This is a genomic window from Neisseria bacilliformis, assembly GCF_014055025.1.
Classification (GTDB): Bacteria; Pseudomonadota; Gammaproteobacteria; order Burkholderiales; family Neisseriaceae; genus Neisseria; species Neisseria bacilliformis.
The window spans coordinates 2,333,125-2,355,598 of the sequence record NZ_CP059571.1 but is presented as its reverse complement, the minus strand read 5'-3'; the positions used below and the strand labels follow the sequence as shown (position 1 = coordinate 2,355,598).

Sequence of the window (22,474 nt, the reverse complement as noted above, 5' to 3'; positions counted from 1 at the left end):
AAAATTTGTTATTGTGTTTCAGACGACCTTTTTAAAAACAAAGGAATAACATGCGTGCCCAAATAGAACTCAATGCCGGCCGCGCTGCCGCATTGGTCAAATTAGAACAAGAAACCGGAGAAAGCCGCAGCAGCCTGCTGCTGAAAATGTTCGACAGCTATATCGAGCAAAGGCGCGAATATGAAGAACTGGCCGCCTCAGTCGCACGCGGGCGCGAAGACATCGCCGCAGGCCGTACGCTTTCGCATGAAGAAGCCATTAGTCGCGTGCGGCAGATACTGAATGAAAAAGCAGACGGCAGTGGAAATTAAATGGTCGGCCGAGGCAGCCGATAATTTGGCGGCTGTATTGGATCGAGTCGCCGATTTTTCAGGTGCGCAAAGTGCTATCAAATATTTGGATGAATTTGACAGATTACTCGGCATTGCTGCCGACAATCCGCACATGGGTAAACCTGGCCTGATTCCAAACACCCGAGAGCTGTTTCCGATACACGGCAAATACCGGATTGTTTACGAAACACAAAATGATACATTATTGGTTTTATCCGTCAAATCAACACGACAACTACACGATTAATACAAAACCCATGCTAAACCTCTACAACACCCTCACCCGTCAAAAAGAAGCCTTCTCCCCCATCGACCCCGCCAACGTGCGCATGTACGTGTGCGGCATGACTGTTTACGACTACTGCCATCTCGGCCATGCCCGCGTGATGGTGGTATTTGACATGATTGCCCGCTGGCTGCGCGAATGCGGTTATCCGCTCACTTATGTGCGCAACATCACCGACATCGACGACAAAATCATCGCCCGCGCCGCTGAAAACGGCGAGACCATCGGCGAGCTGACCGCGCGTTTTATCGCCGCCATGCATGAAGATGCCGACGCGCTGGGCGTGCTGCGCCCCGACCTCGAACCCAAGGCTACGGAAAACATCCCGCAGATGATTGCCATGATCGAATCGCTGATTCAAAAAGGCAAAGCCTACCCCGCCGCCAACGGCGACGTGTATTACGCCGTGCGCGAGTTTCCCGCCTACGGCCAGCTCTCCGGCAAATCGCTCGATGATTTGCGCGCGGGCGAGCGCGTGGAAGTGGACGGCTTCAAGCGCGACCCGCTCGATTTCGTGCTGTGGAAAGCCGCCAAAGCGGGCGAACCGGCATGGGAAAGCCCGTGGGGACAAGGCCGCCCGGGCTGGCACATCGAATGCTCGGCCATGAGCGAAAACCTGTTCGGCGACACCTTCGACATCCACGGCGGCGGCGCGGATTTGCAGTTCCCCCACCATGAAAACGAAATCGCCCAAAGCGTCGGCGCAAGCGGCCATACCTGCGGCCACGACCACACGCTCACGCACCACGGCAAACCCGTGGCCAGCCATGTGAAATACTGGCTGCACAACGGCTTTATCCGCGTGGACGGCGAAAAAATGTCCAAATCGCTGGGCAATTTCTTCACCATCCGCGATGTGTTGAAACAATACGACCCCGAAGTCGTGCGCTTTTTCATCCTCCGCGCCCACTACCGCAGCCCGCTGAATTATTCCGACGCGCATCTGGACGACGCAAAAGGCGCGCTCGCCCGTCTTTACACCGCGCTGAAAAACACCCCGCCCGCCGGGTTTGCATTAAGCGAAACGGCCAATAACTACACCCGCCGCTTCTACGCCGCGATGAACGACGATTTCGGCACGGTCGAAGCCGTAGCCGTGTTGTTCGAGCTGGCGGGCGAAGTCAACAAAACCCGCGACGCGGCACTCTCCGGCTGCCTCAAAGCCCTCGGCGGCATCATCGGCCTGCTGCAACGCGATCCGACCGAATTTTTACAAGGCGGCACGGCTTCAGACGGCCTCTCCAACGAAGAAATCGAAAACCTGATTGCCATGCGCAAACAGGCGCGCGCCGATAAAAACTGGGCGGAATCCGACCGCATCCGCGACCTGCTCACTGCGCAAAATATTATTCTCGAAGATAGCGCGGGCATAACGACTTGGCGCAGAGGTTAAGGCATTGTAAACTGAGGCCGTCTGAAAACCCGAAACCGGTTTTCAGACGGCCTTTTTTATCCATCAGAAAAACACCGCCTACCATGCAGGCACAACGCGGCAAGCCTGCAATCAGGAGAACCCATGAAAAAAAACCTGTCCGCCATCACCCTGGCCGCACTGGCCGCCACATCCCACGCCGCCGGGCAGGCCGACCCCCATCTCTGGCTCGAAGACATAGCCGGCGAAAAAGCCCTCAAATGGGTCAAAAGCCGCAACCAAACCGCCGAACAGCAATTAATGACCGCCGACTCTGCCAAAATGCAGGCCGACATCATGGGCGTGCTGACCGCGCAGGGCAAAATTCCCTATGTTTCCAAACGCGGCAACTACTACTACAACTTCTGGACCGACGCGCAGCACCAGCAAGGCTTGTGGCGGCGCACCACGCCGGCCGAATACCGCAAACCGAACCCAAAATGGGAAGTGCTGCTCGACATCGACGCGCTCAACCGCCAAGAAAAAGAAAACTGGGTGTGGCACGGCGCAGACTGCCTCAAACCCGATTACAGCCGCTGCCTCGTCAGCCTCTCGCGCGGCGGGGCGGATGCCGACGTTACCCGCGAATTTGATTTGAACAGCAAAAAATTTGTCGAAAACGGCTTTTACCGCCCCGAAGCCAAAGGCTCGCTCGGCTGGATAGACCGCGACCACGTCTTCGTTTCCACCGACTTCGGCGCGGGCAGCCTCACCGATTCCGGCTATCCGCGCGAAGTGCGCATCTGGACGCGCGGCACGCCGATGGCATCCGCGCAGAAAATCTTTGCGGCCGGACAAAAAGACATGTCCGCCTCCGCCGCCCGCGACCACGCTAAAGGCTTTGAACGCGATTTCGTTTACCGCACCATCGATTTTTACAACGACGAACTCTATCTGCTCGACCAAGGTCGTCTGAAAAAAATCGAAGACGTGCCGAACTCCGTGAAAAAAGGCGTGGTGCGCCGTTATCTCACCCTCAGCCCGCGCGAAGACTGGACGCTGAACGGCAAAACCTACAAAGCCGGCTCGTATTTGGTGGCCGATTTCGACGCATGGATGCGCGGCAAACGCGACATCACCGTCCTGTTCGAGCCCGATGCCCACACCTCGCTCGACGCGGCCGTGTGGACCAAAAACCATGTCGTGCTCAACCTGCTGCACGACGTGAAAAACCGCATCGTCGTCCTAGACGAGCGCAAGCAATGGAAACAGGGCGGCATCAAAGACCTGCCCGACAACAGCAAAATCTACGCGAGCGCAGTTGACGAAGACAATTCCGACCAAGTATGGCTGACCGTCGGCGGCTACACCCAACCCGACACACTCTATCTTGCCGACGCGGCCGGATCGTCTGAAAAACTCAAAAGTGCGCCCGCCTTCTTCACCGCAGCGGATTACACCGCCAAACAATACTTTGCCGTGAGCAAAGACGGCACGCGCGTGCCTTATTTCCTCGTCGCCCACAAAAACCTCAAAGCCGACGGCAAAAACCCCACGCTGCTCTACGGCTACGGCGGCTTTGAAGTGTCCATGCCGCCGCACTACTCCGGCACGGTCGGCCGCGCATGGCTCGAGCGCACCGACCAAACAGGCCGCCACGGCGTGTACGTTGTCGCCAACATACGCGGCGGCGAATACGGCCCCGCATGGCACAGAGCCGCGCTCAAAGAAAACCGCCACAAATCCTATGAAGACTTCGCCGCCGTCGCCCGCGACCTCGCCGCGCGCAAAATCACCTCGCCCGAACACCTCGGCGCACAAGGCGGCAGCAACGGCGGCCTCTTGATGGGCAACATGATTACCCAATATCCCGAACTCTTCGGCGCGGTGGTCGTGCAAGTGCCGCTTTTGGACATGCAGCGTTACAGCAAACTGCTGGCCGGCGCATCATGGATGGCCGAATACGGCGACCCCGACAAACCCGAAGAATGGGCGTATATCCGCACCTTCTCGCCCTACCACCTCTTCGACCCCGCCAAAAAATACCCGCCGGTACTCTTTACCACCTCCACCCGCGACGACCGCGTCCACCCCGGCCATGCGCGCAAAATGATGGCGAAAATGGAAGCGGCAGGCAAAGACGCGCTGTATTACGAAAACACCGAAGGCGGCCACGGCGGCGCGGCCAACAGCAAACAGCAGGCGCACATGAACACCCTCGCCTACGCCTTCCTGTGGCAGAAACTGGGCAACAAAAAATAGCCCGCCGACAACAAACCGCAGCCGGTTCAAAACCGCTGCGGTTTCATTGAAAGGCCGTCTGAAAGTACAGGATATGTTTTCAGACGGCCTCAAAACTGTTTTACAAATACTGCCTTTCAATTTATCTGTTAACAATATACTTTGAATACAACCACCGCACTGGCGCACCCAGACACAATATTGTCAAAATATAAGAGAAAATTTTACCCAATGCATTCACTACTTCTTCATAAGTAGTCGTGTCCATAGAATTGTAGAAATGCTCAGCTTCTGCTGCGGCAAGCTGTTTTGCTTCGGCTACATTTCCAGTTCTAGCCGCATGTTTTAGGAAAGTTTCCTGACCGGCTCTTTCAGCTATTTCCCAATTCAGTTTGGATCTGGCCTCGTCCATCTCGTAGGTACTTCCTTGCCAGACTGTGGTTTCGGTATTTTTCTGTTTGATCATTTCATGCCATTTTGTTAATTTTTCAGTTTCCCCTTCTCCTGAGTTTGTCATCATAATAAAACTCGAACCGATAATATCGGCCATATTGAGGAAGCCTTTCCATATTCCTCCGATAAAACCGGTAAGAAAATTCCCTGTACGCGCTTCTTCGGGCAAATATGATGTTGCAAGGGATAAATTTCTTACTGCTTGTAAAGCTTCTTCCCGGGCATAGTCGGCGATAACCGTACCGTATTTGGCTTCCAAATAATCAGTGGAACGGTTTTCCAAATCATAAACCAGCTCGGGATCGGGATTGGAAGCGTTCAAATAAGACTGTAATCGCTGCTCGGACGTCATTGCTCTGACATTGTCGGGAGATGTGGGTATGGCAGGCATCCCATCCAGTTGGTTTTGTGCGTCAATAATATCTTGTGTTTTCTTGGTATATTCCAGCATTTCCGCATGACGTTTTGCAGCATCCTCTTCTAAGGTTTGGCGGGCTTGATCGGTAGTTGTACCGTACGCATAGCCCAGATTTGAATCTGCGGAATCATTATGGAATTCTGCCCGACTAAATGATGGAATCATGAAGAAAATCCAAAGGACTGTTTTTGCCTGTTTCCCCAACATGGTTTTGACTCTCCGTAAATGTAAATAAAAGCAAGGTATTTGCTAAGAAAAGGAAAGCGGGATACTATCTGCGGCAAATCATGTTTTCAATTGTGGAAACAGGTTTTTCCAACCGAATTCCGAACCGCAGTCCCACCCCGTGCAACAAGGAGGAAAAATGGCCGTCAACGACAAAATCCGCGCCCTGCGCGAGCTGAACAACTGGTCGCAGGAAGAGATGGCCGAGCGCATGAACATTTCCAAAAGTAGCTATTCACGGCTGGAACGCGACGAAAGCAAACTGGATTTGGCGAAGCTAGAAAAGCTGGCGGCGATCTTCAAAATCGATGTGGCGGAACTGATTACGCGGGAAGACAAAGGCATGGTGCTGCTGATAGGGACAAACAGCGGCGGTAACCACACCAATTACTACGGCAACACCGAAAACATGACGGCGGAAATCGAAAAACTGAAACTCTCCCTGCAACATGCGCAGGAAATGCTCGCCGCCAAAGAACAAATGCTGGCGCAGAAAGACAGTGAAATCGCCGCGCTCAAAGCACTCAGCGAACTCCTGCAAAAGCAGGGCTGAACAACAAAAAAGGCCGTCTGAAAAACCGTTTTAAAGGTTTTCAGACGGCCTCAACCGTTTTATATTCACGTTTCATGACAAACCGAACAAGGAAACCCGCCATGCCCTCCCGCACCTTCACCGCCAAAACCGCCGCCCTGGCCACCCTCGCCGCGCTTGCCGCCTGCGGCACGCCCCGCCGGCAGGCGGGCGCGCCCGCAATGCTGTACGAGGCCGCCCCCGCAGCCGCCCGAGACAGCGTGATGTACGAACGCGCGCCCGTTGCGATGCAGTCCAACCTTGCCGCCAAACGCTCGGGCGTAACCCTGTACGGCCAACTCCACGCCAAATACCTGCCCGCCGCCGAAGCACGCCCCCTGCGTACCGACACCGAACGCTACCAAAAGCAGCCTGAAAACCCCGTCAAAGCCGTTGCCCAAGAGCCCGTTTCCACATTCAGCATCGATGTCGACACCGGCAGCTACGCCAACGTGCGCCGCTTCCTGAACAACGGCCGCCTGCCGCCGAAAGACGCCGTGCGCATCGAAGAGATCGTCAACTACTTCCCCTATTCCTACCCCCTGCCGCAAGACGGCCGCCCCTTCGCCGTCCACACCCAAACCGTCGATTCCCCCTGGCAGAGCGAAGCCAAACTCATCAAAATCGGCATCCAGGCGCAGGACACCGCCAAAAAAGACCTGCCACCCGCCAATCTCGTCTTTTTGGTGGACGTCTCCGGCAGCATGACCGACCCCGACAAGCTCCCCCTCGTCAAAAAAACCCTGCGCATCCTCACCGAACAGCTGCGGCCGCAGGACAAAGTTACCCTCATTACCTACGCCTCCGGCGAACAACTCGTCCTCCCCCCCACCTCCGGCAAAGACAAAGACACCATCCTGCGCGCCCTCAACGCCCTGCACGCAGGCGGCGCGACTTCGGGCGAGCGCGCCCTGCGCATGGCCTACGAGCAGGCCGAAAAAGCCTACGTCAAAAACGGCATCAACCGCATCATCCTTGCCACCGATGGCGACTTTAACGTCGGCGTCTCCGACACCGAAACCCTCAAATCCCTCGTCGCCGAAAAACGCAAAAGCGGCATCTCCCTCAGCACCTTAGGCTACGGCACCGGCAACTACAACGAAGCCATGATGGAACAAATCGCCGACGCCGGCGACGGCAATTACAGCTATATCGACAGCGAAAAAGAAGCCAGAAAAGTCTTGCGCCACCAGCTCACCTCCACCCTCGCCACCGTCGCCCAAGACGTCAAAATCCAAGTCGAATTCAACCCCGCCGCCGTCAAAGAATACCGCCTCGTCGGCTACACCAACCGCACCCTGCGCAACGAAGACTTCAACAACGACAAAGTTGATGCCGGCGACATCGGCTCCGGCCACAGCGTAACCGCCCTTTACGAAATCATCCCGCAGGGTAAAACCGGCTGGCTTGCCGACTCCCGCTACCAGCAAGCCCCCGCCGCAAACGGCAGCAAAAACGAATACGCCTACGTCAAAGTGCGCTACAAACTGCCCGGCCAAAGCGCGAGCAAACTCATCGAACAAGCCGTCCCCGCCCGCAGCATCCCCCTCGCCCAAGCCGACGCCGACACCCGCCTCGCCCTCGCTGCCGCCTCCTACGCCCAACAACTGCGCGGCGGCGAATACAACGGCAGACTCGACTGGAACGCCATCGCCAAAATGGCTGCAAACACCCAAGCCCGCGACCCCTACGGCCTGATTGCCGAGTTCCAAGAACTCGTCGCCACCGCCAAAAGCCTCAGCAGCAGGCAGCCTGAAAACAAAGGCGAATAAAACCGCAAAGGCCGTCTGAAAAACAGAAAGACCGCTTTTCAGACGGCCTCCGAAACACAGATGTAGGGTGGGTCTCGACCCACCACAAACACGCACCCCGCTTTTCAGAAACGTCATCCCCGCGCAGGAGGGGACGGCCTCAAAGCAAAAAGGCCGTCTGAAAACACCGCCCCCGCAAACGCGGCAACCGAAGGAGCATCCGATGAACCTCACCGAAACCCAAATCAGCAGCGAGCCGATCTACAACGGCACATTCGTAACCATCGCCCGTGACAAAGTGCGCCTGCCCAACGGCAACGAAGGCCAGCGCGTCGTCATCCGCCACCCCGGCGCGGCCTGCATCCTTGCCGAAACCGCCGACGGAAAAATCGTCTTCGTGCGCCAGTGGCGTTACGCCCTCGGAGGGCCCCTGCTCGAGTTGCCCGCCGGCAAACTCGACGCGGGCGAAGACCCCGCCGCCTGCGCCCTGCGCGAACTCTCCGAAGAAACCCCCTACGCCGCCGAAAGCGCGCAGCTTGTCGCCACCTTCTACACCGCCCCCGGCTTCTGCGACGAGAAAATGTACCTCTACCGCGCGGTCAACGTCAGCAAAACCAGCACCTTGCAGCCCGATCAGGATGAATTTGTCGAAACCGTGCTGCTCACCCGCGAAGAAGCCGCCCAAGCCGTGCGCGACAACCGAATCCAAGACGGCAAAACCCTTATCGGCCTGCAACACTGGCTCTTGTCGCAGGCAGGCTGAACAGGCCGAAATGCCGTCTGAAAACCGTTTTTCAGACGGCATTTCCTGTAAAAACCGCCGTAAAGCCTTTATAATCCGCGCCGTTTCCCGCCAATAAAAATACACCGGAGCACAACATGGACTTTGCCAAAGCACGTTTCAACATGGTCGAACAACAAATCCGCCCGTGGGACGTCCTCAACTTCGACCTTCTCGACGCGCTGCAAGACATCCCGCGCGAAGCCTTCGTCGGCGAAGCGCAGAAAAACTACGCCTACGCCGACCTCAACCTGCCGCTGCCCAACGGCTGCGCCATGCTTGAACCCAAAATTGTCGCCCGCCTCGTGCAGGGGCTCGGCCTGCAAAAAACCGACAAAGTGCTGGAAATCGGCACCGGCTCGGGCTACGCCGCCGCCGTGCTGGCCAAACTCGCCGGCGAAGTCGTCAGCGTGGACATCGACCCCGAACAGCAGGCGCGCGCCAAAGCCGTGCTCGACGATCTGGGCTTCGACAACATCGCCTACGCCCAGGGCGACGGCCTCGCCACCAAAAACGCCGCCGCCCCCTTCGACGCCGTATACGTCGGCGGCGCGGTGGAAGAAATCCCCGAGCTCCTCAAACAGCAGCTCAAAGACGGCGGCCGCCTCATCGCCGTCGTCGGACATCACCCCGTGCAACGCGCCCGCCTGCTCACCCGCCAAGGCGACAGCTTCACCGAAAAAAACCTGTTCGACACCCTCATCCCCTACCTCGACGGCCGCCCCGCCGACCCGTTCAACGGCTTCGATTTTTAAAGAAACCCCGTTTTCAGTGAGTTCAACCTAAGATACGGTGCGATTGCTTTTAAGGCCTTCAAGAGAATATGCTTTTGATAAAAAAGGATATTCTTATGGTTATTTTGACAGTTGTCTCTACAAAAGGTGGGACGGGTAAAACAACGTTGACGGCGGCTTTGGCTGCGGTGCTGGCGGATATGGGTTTCAGGGTGCTGATGGTCGATACCGACACGCAGGCATCTTTGAGCAAATATTATCCGCTGCACCGCCGCGCACCCAACGGCACAGTTGAATTGCTGTTGGGTAAAAACGACGAAGCGTCTATCCGTTCCACTATCTCCAATACGGTTTATCCGAATCTGGACATTGTGCTGTCCAACAACATCCGCGACGATGTTCAGAGCAAGGTTTACGACCGTCCCGACCGCGCGTTTCTGCTGCGCAACAAACTTATCCACCCCTATATTTCCGAAAACTACGATGCCGTCCTAATTGACACCAAAGGTGCGGTGGGCGTGATTCAGGATGCGGCCTGCTTTGCGGCCAATATGCTGATTTCGCCGATTATGCCTGAAACCCTGAGTGCGCGGGAGTTCATTTCCGGCACGCAGGAGGCATTGGAGCGTCTTGCCCACGGTGCGGCGATGAATCTGCCGGTGCCGCCGCTGCGTGCGCTGATTTATGGCAAAGACCGTACCAAAGATGCACGGATGATTACCGAGAGCATCAGGGCGTATTTCAACAGCGGTTTGGACGGCAAGAAGCAGCTGCTGTCTTTGGAAATTCCTCACGCCAAAGCCTATAAGGAAGCGGCGACACTGCGGATTCCGGTGCACTGCCACGAACATACCCATGCAGGCAAATCCGATTCGGCGCGGCAGCTGATGATTGCGTTGGTTCAGGAGTTGTTCCCGAAAATCAAAGAGGAACGGATTGTCTGCCATACGTTTGGTGAACATCTGGAAAACCTGTTGCTGGAAGAAGGTGTAGGGCAGCCTGAAATAGTACGGGAGGTGCAGTCATGAGCAATCCCGTCCACGCTAAACCAAAAATCCAACTGACACCGGAAGCGGTTGCCGGCAGCCTGCTGATACCTCAGCCTGCACAGACATCGATGGACATCGGCCGCAAGGAGGAGATGTTTCCGGGGCTGTTTATCAATGTTTCGGTAGCGGAAATTGACTTTTTCGACAAGAACCCGCGCACCCGCCACGATCCGGAACTGTACCGCCAAATCAAGGAATCCGTCCGCGAAAGTGGCATACAGCAGCCAGTTCACATTACCCGCCGTCCGGGCAGCAGCCGTTTTTTGCTGTCGCAGGGCGGTAATACGCGGCTCAAAATCATGCAGGAATTGCTGGCGGAAACCGGCGATGCGCGGTTTGCCGAAATTCCGGCCATCTACACCGAATACACTTCGGAAGCGGACATTCAAATCGCCCACCTGATTGAAAACGAACAGCGTGCGGAGATGTGTTTCTGGGACAAGGCGCAGGCCTATGCGGCGGTGCGTGAAATGTTCCAGAGCCAAAGTGAAAAGAAACTGAGCCTGCGGGAGTTGGAGGCTTTGTTTCTGACGCACGGGTTGTCCTTATCCTACAAAACATTGGGGTTGATGCTTTTTGCCGCCGACAAATTGTCGGAACTGCAACAGCAGGCGGCTGACCTATCCAACCCCAAAGCATTTGAATTACGCAAGCTGTTCAACCAGCAACAAGCCTTATCAGAGCAAAACGGTTTTGCCGAACGTTTTGACAGTTTCTGGCACAGCAGCCTGTCCGAATGGTCGGCAAAGCATTCTGATGCTTCCGAGTTGAATCTTCCCGCTTTGGAAAAATTCCTGCAACAGCGTTTTAGTGAAACCTTCGCGGACGTTCTGCCGAAGCAGAATACGTCCGATGATACGGGAGCGGCTGCAACAGCAGACCACGCTTCCAAGCAGCCTGAAACAGCACACAGACCGTCTGAAAACAGCAAAGGGCAGCCTGAAAAACACGCCGCTGCTACAGTAAACCAATCTGACAACGGCACACAGTCGTCCGTTTCCTCAAACCATGCCCAATCCGCCAATACCGTTGCGGCGGAGGTCGATCCGCTGCCGCAACGGCACCTCACACAGGAAATTGCGCCAGTAAGCACGCCTGCCGCTCCCTCTTATGGCGAAGCCGTCCACAGGCTGCATTCGGCGGTGCGCACCATGCTGGAACAGGTGCATCTGGCACACTGCTTCCGCAGCCATTCTGCTTTCCGCTACGGCTTCTATCTCGAATATCCAGACTTCCACCATATCCGTCCTGCCGACCCGCCCGCCTTGTACGTCATTGACAACCTGCACGAAGACGCGGGCGACGTGTTCGCCTATCTGAGCCGTGTTTCCATGCAGGACGCGCTGCTCAACAAACCCGATTTGAGCGGCGGCAACCCGCTGCTGCAACTGCCGGACGACTCACCGCTGCGGCTGGCCTACCAAGACCCAGAGGTATTTGACGAATACAACACAATGGGCATCGGCGAGCGGCACTACCTGCTTGACCAGGTTCTGCGCTGGCAGACCACCGACACGCCTTACACGCAACCGGTGGAAGAGATTCTGGCAATGCTCCGGCACATTCATCGCAGCGAGGAGGGCAACCGTGGATAAGGAATACTACCGTATCGGCACGGACGGCCACACTGCCGTCCACCATCAACTCCTGACCGTAGTCGGCTCACTGCTGGTTCTGCCCAAAAACCGGCGTGAGGCGGCGGACAATGCCGAAATACTACACCGCTACGCCGCATTGTTCGCCCGCCTGCACGCCATGACACCGGAAGAGATGCACCAGCTGACGCGCCGTTTGGCCTCTGCGGTGGAAGTGCGCGTGTCCCTGCCCGATTTGCAGGCAGCCGTGGACGGCATGACGACCGACTCGGAACGGCGCAGCCTGCACCTGCAACGGTGCGAATGGCTGATTCAACACGGCGGCAGCAACTGCATGATTCTACTGCTGTGCTGCGAAGTCTCGCCGCAGGACATCCGGCAAATGCGTCAGGAAATGAAGCTGCCAGTCAGGAAAGGCCGTATTCCGGCACTGCCGCTGGAAGAGCGGTTGTCGGTGCTGGAAAGCTGGCGGCTGGGGGCGGACGAGGCGGATACCTTTGTCCGCTACCAGAAACTTGCGGCGCAGTATCCGCAATACAGCCTTGGTCAGTTGTACTGCACCGTCTGCTGTTCGGGAGAAGCAGCATGAGACCTGATGCCGCCTTACTGCACACGGTCGATATGACCATCGCCGACACCTACGCAGAGGACGATACTGTCTATCTGGCCGCCTTGTGGGACGAGCCAGTGGTGTACGTTACCCAGTTCGCCCAAGCCCTCAATTCTGTTACTGCCGGTTATTTCCTCAGCTGCTACGTCAGCCTGTATGGGTACGACGAATGGGCTGCCTTGAACGAAGACATCGTACACAAACAGACCGGTTTGGGGCGCGGTCGCTGGTATGCGGTGCGCGACACCCTACTGACCGCCGGCGTGCTGGAAAACCAGCGCGATACCGGCGTATCGCTCTACCGGCTCAACGGGGAATGTTTGGAAAAAATGGTGCGGAACAATGCCGCGCTGCGGTTGTCTGACATCGCCTCGCCACCCGTATCGCTCAACCGTCTGCACCTGCGCACCCTGCTGCATTTCGGACTGTCGTTCAAAGCCGCGCTGTATTTGGCTGTCGTTCAGTCGGAAACCCCGCACCGCAGCCTGAACGGGCGCGAAGCATGGAGCGACTGGGTGCTGCTGCCCGAGCAAAACGTCAGGGAACGCAGCTTTCTCAGCAAAGCGGAACAACGGCGGGCGGGTGAAGCATTATGCGGCATCGGCGTGCTGGAATACGGCTACGGCGGTTTCCCGCGTATGCGCCGCTGCCGTTACAGCCTGAACCGGCTGGCTGTGCTGACCACCGCCTATATGCAGGCTTTGGCCGTCTGAAAAGGGAGACGTACGATGAAAACGAATATCCCGCCACGCCCCGAACTGTATGATCCCGAACTGGTACTGGTCGCCGTCCGCAAGGCTTTGTGTTTCTGCTTTATCAGCAACGGAACATACTGCTTTTTCAGCGAAGAACAGTTGGCACTGGTGCGCGACTGCTGCATCCATGAAGGTTTCAAGGTATCGCAGCGCGGCTACCAGCTGTTGCGTTGCTTGGAACGGCATTATCCCGACCGTTTTGATTTTGCCGCTTTTGAAGACTCACATATCGCCGCCTTTGCCCAAATCGGCAAGGTTCTGTACGAACTGCACCGCGAGGCAGTCCGGTGTTGGGTAGAGGACAACGGCATCCGTCCGCAACTGCCCGCTGGTCGCCGCATCAGAATGAGGGACGGCTTAGAAGAAGTATCCGCCACCATACTCGGCAATGCCGATAAAGACGGTTTTTACGGCTGCTATTGGGTTAGGAAAGACTGTTCGGGCGATGCTCCAATGCTGGTACGGTACGAAGACCGCAGCCTGAAACCGGAAGCGGCGAATACGGGAGCGGAATAAGCATGAAACTGCCCGCCCCCGCCGAGTTCAACCGCGACATCATACTCTGCAAACAGGCTTTGCAGGGCGGGCGCACCATTGCCGTTTACAAATGCCTGATTGCCGTCGCCGGCTCGGTCAAAGCGGCGGTATTTTTGTCGCAGCTGGTCTATTGGGTACGCCACGGTCGCGATGTAGCCGCCACACAGGGCTGGATATTCAAATCGGTGGTACAGATGTTTGAGGAAACCGGTCTGTCCGAACGCGAGCAGGGTACCTGCAAGAAAAAGCTGCTGGAACGCGGTTTGATTGAAACCCGCTACCGCCGCTTCGGTTTTGGCAAAGGCCGGCTGGAACTGCGCCTGAATTTGGAAAGGCTCTCACGCGCGGTGTGCGCCGCCAACGGTGTGCCCTGCCCTGAGGGCGCACCCGTACCGACACTGCACGAATCCGACCTGTTTTTCCTGCGCTATTTCAAAGAGCGCATCGCCTACCACCGCGACCTGGTTGAACTGACCGGCTGCATCCATTCCGCGCTGATGCTGTCGTTTATGCTACAACAGTGCATCGCCAAAGGCGGCAACGGACGCGAACGCTGGTTTGTCAGCTTCAATATCCCCGCATGGCAGAAATACCTGTCGCTGCCCTACAAAACCCAACTGACTGCCCGCAGCAAACTCAAAGCGCGGCAGTTTATCGTTGAAAAACACTTTTACGCCTCACGGCGCATCTTTACCCTGATTAACGGCCGCGCCATCTGGCAGGCTCTGCAAAACCGCCGCAGCCATTTCCTGCCGATGCAGCCTGAAAGTAGTATTGAAGGCTGTCTGAAAAACGGAAATGCCGCCGTTTCTCCAACAGACAGTTTTGCAGAACACATACCCGACAAAAGGGAAAATACAGCAGTCGCTTTTCAGGAGAATACACCCGACAAAAGGGCGAATACAGTAGTGCACTTTTCGGAGAACATACCTGACAAAAGGGAAAATACATACCCGACAAATGGGAAAATACATACCTCACAAAAGGGCGAATACACAGCCGACCAATCGGAAAATACACACCCGACAAATGGGGAAATTGTTAAGGTTTTAGATTACAGACAGTTCCCTATCGGGAACAACTACAACCATAGCCCCCTTTTGCAGACGGAACACAGGCAGCCTGAAAGCACACGAAATGGGGTAGTGGGAAATGACGGATTTTTTTCTCCAACCCCTTCCCGCTACGATGCACTGGTTTACCCCAAAACCTTCGGCCAGTCGCTGCAAAATAACGCCCGCCAAATCTTCGACAAACTGCTGCCTGAAACCACGGCGGAACGTTTGCAGGAGATTCTTGACGAAATCGCCGGACAGACCAAACCTGTAACCAGCCCGCTCGGTCTGCTGACCGTACTGTGCCGCAAGGAAGCGGCAGGGGAACTGATCTGCGTTACCGCGCCACTGGCAAAACAAAACCGCGAACGCCAAGCCGCTTGGGCAGCAGCGTATGAAAACCAAGCGCAGCAGCCTGCCCCGAAACGAGAAGGTCGTAGAACGGTCGAAAGCGATGCGGCACGCGACAAGGCGGTGGAAGAGATGCTGCGAAACTTGAAACAGCGCAGGAGTGTGTAGGGGCTACACAGATTTTGGATGCGGCAGGGACTTGTGACCAGTGGTCACAGATTTCAGGTCGGCAGGTTTATGTGGAGTCCACACAGAAGGTTTGTGACCCTCGGTCACAGATTTTTGGATGCGGTAGGGGTTTGTGACCAGTGGTCACAGATTTCAGATTGGCAGAGTTTGTGTGGAGTCCACACAGATTTTTAGGTCGGTAGGTTTGTGTGGGGGCACACAAACAGGCTGTAAACACTCTTTACAGATTTTGGGTGTGGCAAGTTTGTAACCAGTGGTTACAGATTGCCAAGCAATACATGACAGACAAACCAACAGGGAGTACAAAATGGCTCAAACCAAGCAGAAACTGGTAATCAAACCAAAATCCGTTCATGTGGCGCAGGCTTTTGATATAGCGTTTCCGGTATCGGAGCAATCGGTGTTTTCAGACAGCTACGACTGGGAAACGGAGCGCAAACGCCTGTCCGGTTTGTCGGATGAGGAAAGCGGGCATTCTAATGCGGCAGCCTTGGAAGTGCTGGCAGCGCATGAGATGCTGTTGAAGCAGCATATTATGCGGCAGCGTATCCGCAGCGGGCGGGCACGTTCGCGTTCAATTGCCGCAGTAGATTTGGACGACTACGAAATTTATCCATCGGAAGACCGAGCATTTGAAGATGTCGGCCAGTTGGGCGGCAGCGAAGATGCCTTTGAATTGCACACCAAACATGCGGTGCGGATGTGGGAAGGGCGCAACGATCCGAAAGGACCGCGCTGGCCTGGCATCCGTTACGCAATGGGTTTGTGCGGAGAGTTGGCACGTTCAACCAAAGCCGACAATCCGTTTGCCCATGCGGAACTGTTGCGCTTGGAAAGCGAAATGGAGGCGGTGTCGGCACAGCTTGCAACGGATACCGACCGTTTGCAGCAGCAACTGGAAGCCTGCGGCAGCGGCGGTATCCACATCAGCGTGGTGGCCAACAACAATCCGCTGCTGATTAAGGTGGCTTCTTTGCGCGGCTACGGTTTCAGGCTGCTGCAACTGTTGCTGGCCTACGACTATCTGGTACGTGTGGCCATGACGATGGGGATGAAAGGGGTTATGACCAACCATGCCAGCAATGATGTGATTCACAAAAGCGGTCGCGGAATGCGGGTGCTGCTGCAAGGGATTTACCTGTCGGCAATGCGTATCCGCCAAATCCGCCAAGTAAACCGTCGGGCACTGCTGGAAAACGATGCGCTGGCTGCCAAACTGGCAGAAGGTGTTGCTGCGGGCGGGCTGTCTCCCCTGCCCAAAGAAGTCCTGCTGTACGAAACCAAACCGGCTTATGTGTATGTTGTACAAAAAATCGAAGCAGACCGTCTGAACGAACTGTACGAAAAAGCATTAGCACTCGGCTTGATTGAGTATTCTGATACAGAATAAAGAGGAGGTTTGGCTGCTATGGGCGACTTGTTTTCCAACCGTAAACAATCTGTGTACGACAAAAGCCTTTTAAGGGTAAGGGGGATTGAGGCGGTTCAGGCAGAAATCAAAGAAACGGAAGAAGCGGTGTTGCAGTGGGTTAAAGAGGCTAGGCAATTTGTGGAGCAGTCACGCAAAATGGGACTGGTGCGGCGGCTGGCCTACCGCACCAGTCCCGTGCGGATAGGACGTGCCGCACCACCGTATCCGCTGCGCGAATTCAATGTGCCGAACATCTGCTGGGCGGAATACGAAGGCAAACAGCGCAGGGATATTACCGACTGGGATACAGTGGCCGTTTATCTGGACGCGGCGAATGCGTCTTATGATGAAAGGCTGCTGCATATGCGGGTGCATCTGGCAATGAAACGTTACCACTCGGAAGGACGGCGGTTGCAGGAAAAACTGAAAGCGGCTTATGCATTGGCGGACGAGATGGCAAAGATGGCACAGTCGCAGAACATCCCGATAGGGAAGCTGGCTCAGGGTTAGGTTGTGTGGAATCCACACGGATTTTTTTGGGTCGGCAGAGTTTGTGTAGAGTCTACACAAACAGGTTGTAAATTCCCTTTACAGATTTTTGAATGCGGCAAAGTTTGTGACCACTGGTCACACGAAATCCTAAGTAATGCATGACAGACAAACCAATTAAGTAGCACGAAAAAAATCTTGACAAATTTTTTATACTGTGAAAACATAAAACCGTTTCATATGTTTTGTTGCTTTCATTCAAAAAGCAAAGGTACAGCTGCCGCTCGATCTGTACGGTTTGATTCGTCAAACTACGGCTTTTTTATCAAGCACGCCTTTTTGAGGCTTTTCTTTATCCAACCCTTTGGGGATATATCTGTCCCCTTAGGGCAAGGTATATCCCCTGTTTTTATGGAGATATACCATGTCTGCAAATCAAACCCAACAAGTACCCGCCTACTTCAACCTGACCGCCGACGGTGTCGGCTACCTGAACCGTGTCCGCATTGTTCAGTCCAAAGGGAAACGGGGTTCCGAGTACTTTGCCTGCACTATCCAAGCCCTCCACGGAGATGCCGATGAGAAATCGCGTTTTGATATCCGCATTGTCGGCGGCGAAGCCAAAGAGATTTTTGCCCGTATGCTGGATGAATTTCCAGCGCTCTTGGACAAAGATTACAAACGCAGACCCACTGTGTTTGTAGGGTTCCGGGTCTCCGACCTGAAACCTGTCTGCTTTGAAACGTCGGCTAAAAACGACAAAGGCGAAGAGATTAAAGTAACCACACCGTCGATTGACGCGCGGTTACTGAAATTCAAATTCGTCAAAGTCAACCGCGAACTCTGGTACAAGTCGCAGGACGGCCAGCCTGATGCAGAATCTTCTTCGGAAGTGCCTGCTGATGCAGTTGCCGCTTAAACCCGCAGTCTGACTGCACAGGAAAGAAAGCACCCGCTTTCTTTCCTTTTTCTCCCCACCGGGGCAACAGTCCCGGTTCCGGGTTCTGCTGCTCCGGCTTTTTCAACTTTTGGAGTGGTTATGAACCTGAACTTTTTCCTTAACTCCTATCGGTGGCTTGAAGCAGGCATTTTGTCTTTTCTGACAAAAGGCCGGTTATCCGAGAAACAAGTCGATGCTCTGGCTGTCAAGCTGGATTTGTTCGGCGTGTTTTGTGTAACGCAAGTTTGGTTCGCACTGACCAAATACGGCTGGCCTTTTTGGCCGACGTTGGTTTTGTTCGTATTCAGCCTATTCTTTTGTGCTATACTTTGGATAGTCGCTTTCATCATGAAAGGATACAAAAATGCTGTTTAGCCTGATATCTATCGCCATCACTTTTATGATTGGTTTTGGTGCAGTCGCTTTCTTCGTTATCGCCGGTCGCAAGGCTTGGCGGGAAATGAGTGATAAAGAGCGCGACGATTTGAGAAAACGTTACAACCTCAAAGTCTAAAACCAGTAACCGTCTTATTTAACGAAAACCCGCTTCGGTGGGTTTTCCCGGAAAAGTTGCTTTGCAGCCTTTCCCGGAAAATCCATCCCCTTGTACGGTTGCCTGTATCCGTACCGCCGCTTCTGCGGCGCAGGCTTCTTTTCAGAACCCTTTCCCCTTTTATTTCCCATCCCGCCGTATCCGGCTTCTTTATCCCTGATGATACTGACCACAGCGTGGTTCTGACGCACTATGCTGCGGTCAGTATCATCGGTCGAACTTTCCTTGTTTCTCCGGCAGTACGGGTTGCGGTTCCCGCCTTAACCGCAGGCTTACAACCAATATTGTTTGTGATTGCTTACAGATGCCCGTCCCCACGGGCGGGCATCGGCAAGCAATTAGGGTGCTGAATTTTTAAGCACTTCAATTTGTTCTTTAACAATCGGGACTTTGATATTTACAGACAGACTTATCCACATTTTTTGTGAACAGTGGAAAGTCTCCATTTCAGATTTCGGGCGCACCCGTTCCACTGTGGCGGTGCGGTCTGCCCGTATTTTCAGCGGCTGTCTGCTTTCAGGCAGCCTTACCTGAGCGGCTTGGCTTTGCAGGGCGTTCAGGTAAGTTTTTACCGGCCGGCAGACCGTTTCTGCCCTGATGCAGCCGTTACACAGCATCAGCCGCACTCGTGCGGCCACGGCTTTCTTTTGCAGTCTTTCTTTTTCCAACCCTATGGGGCGCGTCCCCTGCGGGTGTGCCCCTTTTTTTTCAGGAGGCACATTATGTCTATCGCCATTCCCGGCAAACTCACTGTCATCGAACGCAACGGCAGCCGTGGTATTTTTACTGTCGGCGAACTGCAAACGCAGATCGGCGCGTTTCAAATCAAACACCGCGTACTGGACCAGTTTCCCGAAGGTTCTTATGACGGTCTGTTCTATCTCACCCGTGTTTACAACCAATCCAACTTTGCCAAAGGCCGCATCTGGGTCAGCCTGTATGCCGATCTCGACTGGGAACAGTTGCAGATTATGGCGCAGAACCATGTGGCGGAAGTGTCCGAATCTCTGCAAATGGCCGGCATCGCCGCCGAGCAGGAAGAGGAGACTCCTCCGCCCGTCAAACCGGCAGCTCCTGCTGCCTCCGCGCCTGCCGATGCAGCCGAACCCGCCCGCACATCTCATGCGCCGGATACTGTGCCGGTACAGGAAGAAGACGACTTGGCCGACTCGATGGAAAAACTGGAAGGCATGTTGTCCGGCAAGGCGGAAGTTATCCGGCTTGATCCGTCGATGGACGATCGCAACCTGTTCCGGCAGTTGCGCGAAGCCGTCAAACAGCAGGGCTACCGTTTCCACGCGCCCACGCAGTCTTGGCATAAGGAGCACCCGTAATGCTGTACCGCACTTCTTCGCATGACCTGTTCGCCGATGCGTTTTTTATCCATCAGGGACGGCTGATGTTCGCTTCCCTGCACGGGCGCGATGCCAATGTGCTGTCGTTTATGGCCGCACTGACCGCCCCGCCCGAGCAGGGCGGCATCCGCCAAGTCGGTTTCAGGCTGCCTGACGATGCACAACTGCACCCGCCGCGTACCACCGCGCAGCAGGTGTACGGCATGAGCAAACGCATCAGCAAATACGCCACGCACAATTTCGGCGTGCTGACGCATATGTTCCTGTATGCCGACGTGCTGGAAGAACCCGACCGCGACAACCGCAGCGCGTGGATTGTGCAGACGGATACTGCTGCCGATTTGGACAAAGCGGTGTGGCAGGCGGTGGAGCAGTTGTCCGACGTGCCGCTGCTGCCGCAGTGGCAGCCCTACCTGACGGCTGCCCTGACCGAACGGGAAAGCATCCGTTGCTATCGCAAGGACAGCAGCGAAGCCGCTCTGTTCAACCTGCAAGCCGCGTATGTGCGCATTCCCGAGGATTTTGACATACTGGTTTCCGATGGGCTGCGTTCCGGTCGTTTGAATGGGTAAGCACCAACCCGCCGCTTTGCGGCTTTTCCCGAACCCGCCGCAAGGTGGGTTTTTCAGGCTGCCTTACTGTACGAGGCAGCCTGAAAAACCGATTTTGTTTCCACACGCCGGCAGTCGTTTACTGTCTCAATGCAGCCGTTAAACAGCATCATGCCTATCCGTAGGCACACGGCTTTTACCCAACCGCCTGCACAGGCATTTTTTCAACCCCGTGGGGATACGTTTCCCCTGCGGGAGGAGTATCCCCGTTTTATGGAGATACACCATGAACCTACCCAAACCCTTAGTAACTTGCTACCCATTCAGTTCTACCGCAGTAGAGCAGCAACCGACCAAGCATTATGCCGCCGGCCTGATGGACAAAATCAACCGTGGCATTCCGCTGGATCGGGAAGACAAAAACGCGCTGACGCACGGTGTCAACAACAACTCTTTTTTCAAAAGGGCGATACCGGTCAGCGGCTGGGCGTTTGACTTTTCCGATGTGCTGAAACTCTTTCTGGTCAAGCAGTACGGCAGCTGGTACGAAATGTGGGCAACCGATAAAACGGCAGTCCGCGCCCATGTGTATGGTCGTATCGAACGGATTGTAGAAGCCTGACGCAGTTTTTTTTCCAACCCTGACGTGGATACCCTCCCCGCCGGGGCGGTATCCCCGTTTTTACGGAGATACCGAAATGACGATTGATGCAGCCTTTACCGAGCATACTTGCGAAGACTTCCCGCTGTGGTGCGCCCTGCTGGGCAGACTGCGGCCGGACAAGTCCGGCAGCCTGGACAAGGAAATCTGGAATGCCGCCAGATGGTACAACTATGAAAACTTGCCACCTTTGGGCAATGTCGCGCAAGCTGTGGTTGCCGATCAGCTGGCTGCTGCCATTCGCGAAAAATGGCCGCTGTTCCGTGTTTCAGACAACATCAACGGCGAAGCAAGCTGTTTTTGGATTGAAGACCGTCCTGTTGCCGACTTCGTATCCGAAAACCTTTATACGCCCAACGGCGGTGTCAGCTACCACATTGATACTGGCAAGCTGGACGAACTCTATCAGGCACTTTATCCGAATGCGGATTAAAGCAGCCTGATTGTTCAAACCTGCGCAAGCAGGTTTTTTCAGACGGCTTGAATCTGTAAGGCAGCCTGAAAAAACCTGTTTCACACGTTGGCAGTCGTTTTACTGTCTTGATGCAGCCGTTAAACAGCATCGCCCTTATTCGTAAGGGTACGGCTTTTATCCGTCTGCCTGTACAGGCATTTTTTCCAACCCCGTGGGGATACGTTTCCCCTGCGGGACGCGCATCCCCGTTTTTCAGGAGATGTTTTATGTTCCGCAAACTGTTCTGCCGCCGCACCCTGCTGCGGTATCTGCCCTTTATGATTGGCTTTTCGCTGATGACCGCGCTGTTTTACGGCATGTCCTTCGCCCTGTGGGGGCCGGACTTCCACCGCACGCTGTCGCTGTGCCTGTTGCTGCTGTCGGTTCTGCTGACTGTGGTGCTGGCAATAAACGACACATCCGAGCAACGCTGATTTTTCTCAACCCTTTGGGGACGCGCTTCCCCGTTGGGTGGCAGTCCCCTGTTTTTTTTTAGGAGTATTGCCATGCCTTCTTTTACTTTAACCCACCGTTTTGCCGCTACTGCCGAACGCCTGTTTGGTGTTGAAAGCCATCTCTACGAAGACTTCGACCGACATACGGGTGTTCTGCACAGCATGTGCGAGTTCCGCAGTCGTAGCAGGCTGCTGTTGTCGCTGTACGCGCTTGTGATGATCTGTCGCGGCTGGCTGTGCGGGCTGACCGCAGGCCGCAGTACAGACGGTAGTAGTACGCTGTTCTGCGAACGCAGCAGTTACGAACGCTGATTTTTCCGA

The 22,474-nt window shown here is 55.2% G+C and carries 27 protein-coding genes; 25 read left to right on the top strand and 2 right to left on the bottom strand.

Annotation, left to right across the window (positions count from 1 at the left end; translation table 11 throughout):
* Positions 1 to 50: 50 nt before the first annotated feature.
* The 4 genes from H3L91_RS11465 (at position 51) to H3L91_RS11450 (ending at position 4,231) form a co-directional block, all read left to right on the top strand.
* Positions 51 to 311, top strand: a complete 261-nt coding sequence (locus H3L91_RS11465) for a hypothetical protein (RefSeq protein WP_007341136.1) — start codon at positions 51 to 53, stop codon at positions 309 to 311.
* Complete coding sequence (locus H3L91_RS11460; protein WP_007341135.1) at positions 301 to 579, top strand: type II toxin-antitoxin system RelE/ParE family toxin; 279 nt, start codon at positions 301 to 303, stop codon at positions 577 to 579. The genes H3L91_RS11465 and H3L91_RS11460 overlap by 11 nt, the downstream gene beginning before the upstream one ends.
* Before the next feature lie 10 nt (positions 580 to 589).
* A complete protein-coding gene (gene cysS, locus H3L91_RS11455) occupies positions 590 to 2,011 on the top strand; it encodes a cysteine--tRNA ligase (protein ID WP_040659211.1) in 1,422 nt (473 codons plus the stop codon).
* A gap of 123 nt (positions 2,012 to 2,134) precedes the next feature.
* Positions 2,135 to 4,231: a prolyl oligopeptidase family serine peptidase gene (locus H3L91_RS11450; RefSeq protein WP_007341133.1), complete on the top strand. Its 2,097-nt coding sequence runs from the start codon at positions 2,135 to 2,137 to the stop codon at positions 4,229 to 4,231.
* A 121-nt stretch (positions 4,232 to 4,352) separates the two neighbouring features.
* Here H3L91_RS11450 and H3L91_RS11445 read toward each other — a convergent pair whose 3' ends face one another.
* Positions 4,353 to 5,288: a hypothetical protein gene (locus H3L91_RS11445; protein ID WP_007341132.1), complete on the bottom strand. Its 936-nt coding sequence runs from the start codon at positions 5,286 to 5,288 to the stop codon at positions 4,353 to 4,355.
* A 157-nt stretch (positions 5,289 to 5,445) separates the two neighbouring features.
* Between H3L91_RS11445 and H3L91_RS11440 the strand changes: the two genes are divergently transcribed.
* The 15 genes from H3L91_RS11440 to H3L91_RS11370 all read left to right on the top strand — a co-directional run bounded on the left by H3L91_RS11440 (position 5,446) and on the right by H3L91_RS11370 (position 18,638).
* Positions 5,446 to 5,859, top strand: coding sequence for a helix-turn-helix domain-containing protein (locus H3L91_RS11440; RefSeq protein ID WP_007341131.1), 414 nt, complete (start codon positions 5,446 to 5,448; stop codon positions 5,857 to 5,859).
* 101 nt (positions 5,860 to 5,960) lie between these two features.
* A complete protein-coding gene (locus tag H3L91_RS11435; RefSeq protein WP_007341130.1) occupies positions 5,961 to 7,649 on the top strand; it encodes a vWA domain-containing protein in 1,689 nt (562 codons plus the stop codon).
* 202 nt (positions 7,650 to 7,851) lie between these two features.
* Entirely contained in the window at positions 7,852 to 8,391 is a 540-nt protein-coding gene (locus H3L91_RS11430) for an NUDIX hydrolase (RefSeq protein ID WP_040658420.1), read from the top strand.
* Between the two features lie 116 nt (positions 8,392 to 8,507).
* A complete protein-coding gene (locus tag H3L91_RS11425; protein WP_007341128.1) occupies positions 8,508 to 9,164 on the top strand; it encodes a protein-L-isoaspartate O-methyltransferase family protein in 657 nt (218 codons plus the stop codon).
* Positions 9,165 to 9,259: 95 nt separating this feature from the next.
* A complete protein-coding gene (locus tag H3L91_RS11420) occupies positions 9,260 to 10,171 on the top strand; it encodes a ParA family protein (protein WP_050783146.1) in 912 nt (303 codons plus the stop codon).
* Positions 10,168 to 11,787, top strand: a complete 1,620-nt coding sequence (locus tag H3L91_RS11415) for a ParB N-terminal domain-containing protein (RefSeq protein WP_007341126.1) — start codon at positions 10,168 to 10,170, stop codon at positions 11,785 to 11,787. Before H3L91_RS11420 ends, H3L91_RS11415 begins: the two co-directional genes overlap by 4 nt.
* Entirely contained in the window at positions 11,780 to 12,376 is a 597-nt protein-coding gene (locus H3L91_RS11410; RefSeq protein WP_007341125.1) for a hypothetical protein, read from the top strand. The genes H3L91_RS11415 and H3L91_RS11410 overlap by 8 nt, the downstream gene beginning before the upstream one ends.
* Positions 12,373 to 13,110, top strand: coding sequence for a hypothetical protein (locus H3L91_RS11405; RefSeq protein ID WP_007341124.1), 738 nt, complete (start codon positions 12,373 to 12,375; stop codon positions 13,108 to 13,110). The genes H3L91_RS11410 and H3L91_RS11405 overlap by 4 nt, the downstream gene beginning before the upstream one ends.
* A gap of 15 nt (positions 13,111 to 13,125) precedes the next feature.
* Positions 13,126 to 13,668 (top strand): hypothetical protein, encoded by a 543-nt coding sequence (locus H3L91_RS11400; RefSeq protein ID WP_007341123.1) that lies wholly within the window; start codon positions 13,126 to 13,128, stop codon positions 13,666 to 13,668.
* Positions 13,669 to 13,670: 2 nt separating this feature from the next.
* A complete protein-coding gene (locus H3L91_RS11395; protein ID WP_007341122.1) occupies positions 13,671 to 15,263 on the top strand; it encodes a hypothetical protein in 1,593 nt (530 codons plus the stop codon).
* Between the two features lie 328 nt (positions 15,264 to 15,591).
* Positions 15,592 to 16,674, top strand: coding sequence for an AcaB family transcriptional regulator (locus H3L91_RS11390; protein WP_007341121.1), 1,083 nt, complete (start codon positions 15,592 to 15,594; stop codon positions 16,672 to 16,674).
* 18 nt (positions 16,675 to 16,692) lie between these two features.
* Positions 16,693 to 17,205, top strand: coding sequence for a hypothetical protein (locus H3L91_RS11385; RefSeq protein WP_007341120.1), 513 nt, complete (start codon positions 16,693 to 16,695; stop codon positions 17,203 to 17,205).
* 403 nt (positions 17,206 to 17,608) lie between these two features.
* Complete coding sequence (locus H3L91_RS11380; protein WP_007341119.1) at positions 17,609 to 18,103, top strand: DUF3577 domain-containing protein; 495 nt, start codon at positions 17,609 to 17,611, stop codon at positions 18,101 to 18,103.
* A 120-nt stretch (positions 18,104 to 18,223) separates the two neighbouring features.
* Complete coding sequence (locus H3L91_RS11375; protein WP_007341118.1) at positions 18,224 to 18,499, top strand: hypothetical protein; 276 nt, start codon at positions 18,224 to 18,226, stop codon at positions 18,497 to 18,499.
* Positions 18,489 to 18,638 (top strand): hypothetical protein, encoded by a 150-nt coding sequence (locus H3L91_RS11370; protein WP_007341117.1) that lies wholly within the window; start codon positions 18,489 to 18,491, stop codon positions 18,636 to 18,638. Before H3L91_RS11375 ends, H3L91_RS11370 begins: the two co-directional genes overlap by 11 nt.
* Before the next feature lie 377 nt (positions 18,639 to 19,015).
* Here the strand turns inward: H3L91_RS11370 and H3L91_RS11365 are convergent, their stop codons facing one another.
* Positions 19,016 to 19,396 carry a hypothetical protein gene (locus H3L91_RS11365; protein ID WP_154647156.1) on the bottom strand — a complete coding sequence of 127 codons (381 nt, stop codon included), beginning with the start codon at positions 19,394 to 19,396 and terminating at the stop codon, positions 19,016 to 19,018.
* 3 nt (positions 19,397 to 19,399) lie between these two features.
* On the opposite strand from H3L91_RS11365, the gene H3L91_RS11360 reads away from it, so the two are divergent.
* From H3L91_RS11360 to H3L91_RS11335, 6 genes are all read left to right on the top strand, one after another.
* Entirely contained in the window at positions 19,400 to 20,011 is a 612-nt protein-coding gene (locus H3L91_RS11360; protein ID WP_007341114.1) for a DUF3275 family protein, read from the top strand.
* The gene (locus H3L91_RS11355) at positions 20,011 to 20,604 is read left to right on the top strand and encodes a hypothetical protein (protein WP_007341113.1); all 594 of its coding nucleotides are present in this window, start codon (positions 20,011 to 20,013) and stop codon (positions 20,602 to 20,604) included. The genes H3L91_RS11360 and H3L91_RS11355 overlap by 1 nt, the downstream gene beginning before the upstream one ends.
* Positions 20,605 to 20,869: 265 nt before the next feature.
* Positions 20,870 to 21,205, top strand: a complete 336-nt coding sequence (locus H3L91_RS11350) for a hypothetical protein (RefSeq protein ID WP_007341112.1) — start codon at positions 20,870 to 20,872, stop codon at positions 21,203 to 21,205.
* 76 nt (positions 21,206 to 21,281) lie between these two features.
* The gene (locus tag H3L91_RS11345; protein WP_007341111.1) at positions 21,282 to 21,677 is read left to right on the top strand and encodes a hypothetical protein; all 396 of its coding nucleotides are present in this window, start codon (positions 21,282 to 21,284) and stop codon (positions 21,675 to 21,677) included.
* Positions 21,678 to 21,925: 248 nt separating this feature from the next.
* Positions 21,926 to 22,132, top strand: coding sequence for a hypothetical protein (locus H3L91_RS11340; RefSeq protein ID WP_007341109.1), 207 nt, complete (start codon positions 21,926 to 21,928; stop codon positions 22,130 to 22,132).
* A gap of 72 nt (positions 22,133 to 22,204) precedes the next feature.
* Positions 22,205 to 22,465, top strand: coding sequence for a hypothetical protein (locus tag H3L91_RS11335; RefSeq protein WP_154647155.1), 261 nt, complete (start codon positions 22,205 to 22,207; stop codon positions 22,463 to 22,465).
* Positions 22,466 to 22,474: the final 9 nt, after the last annotated feature.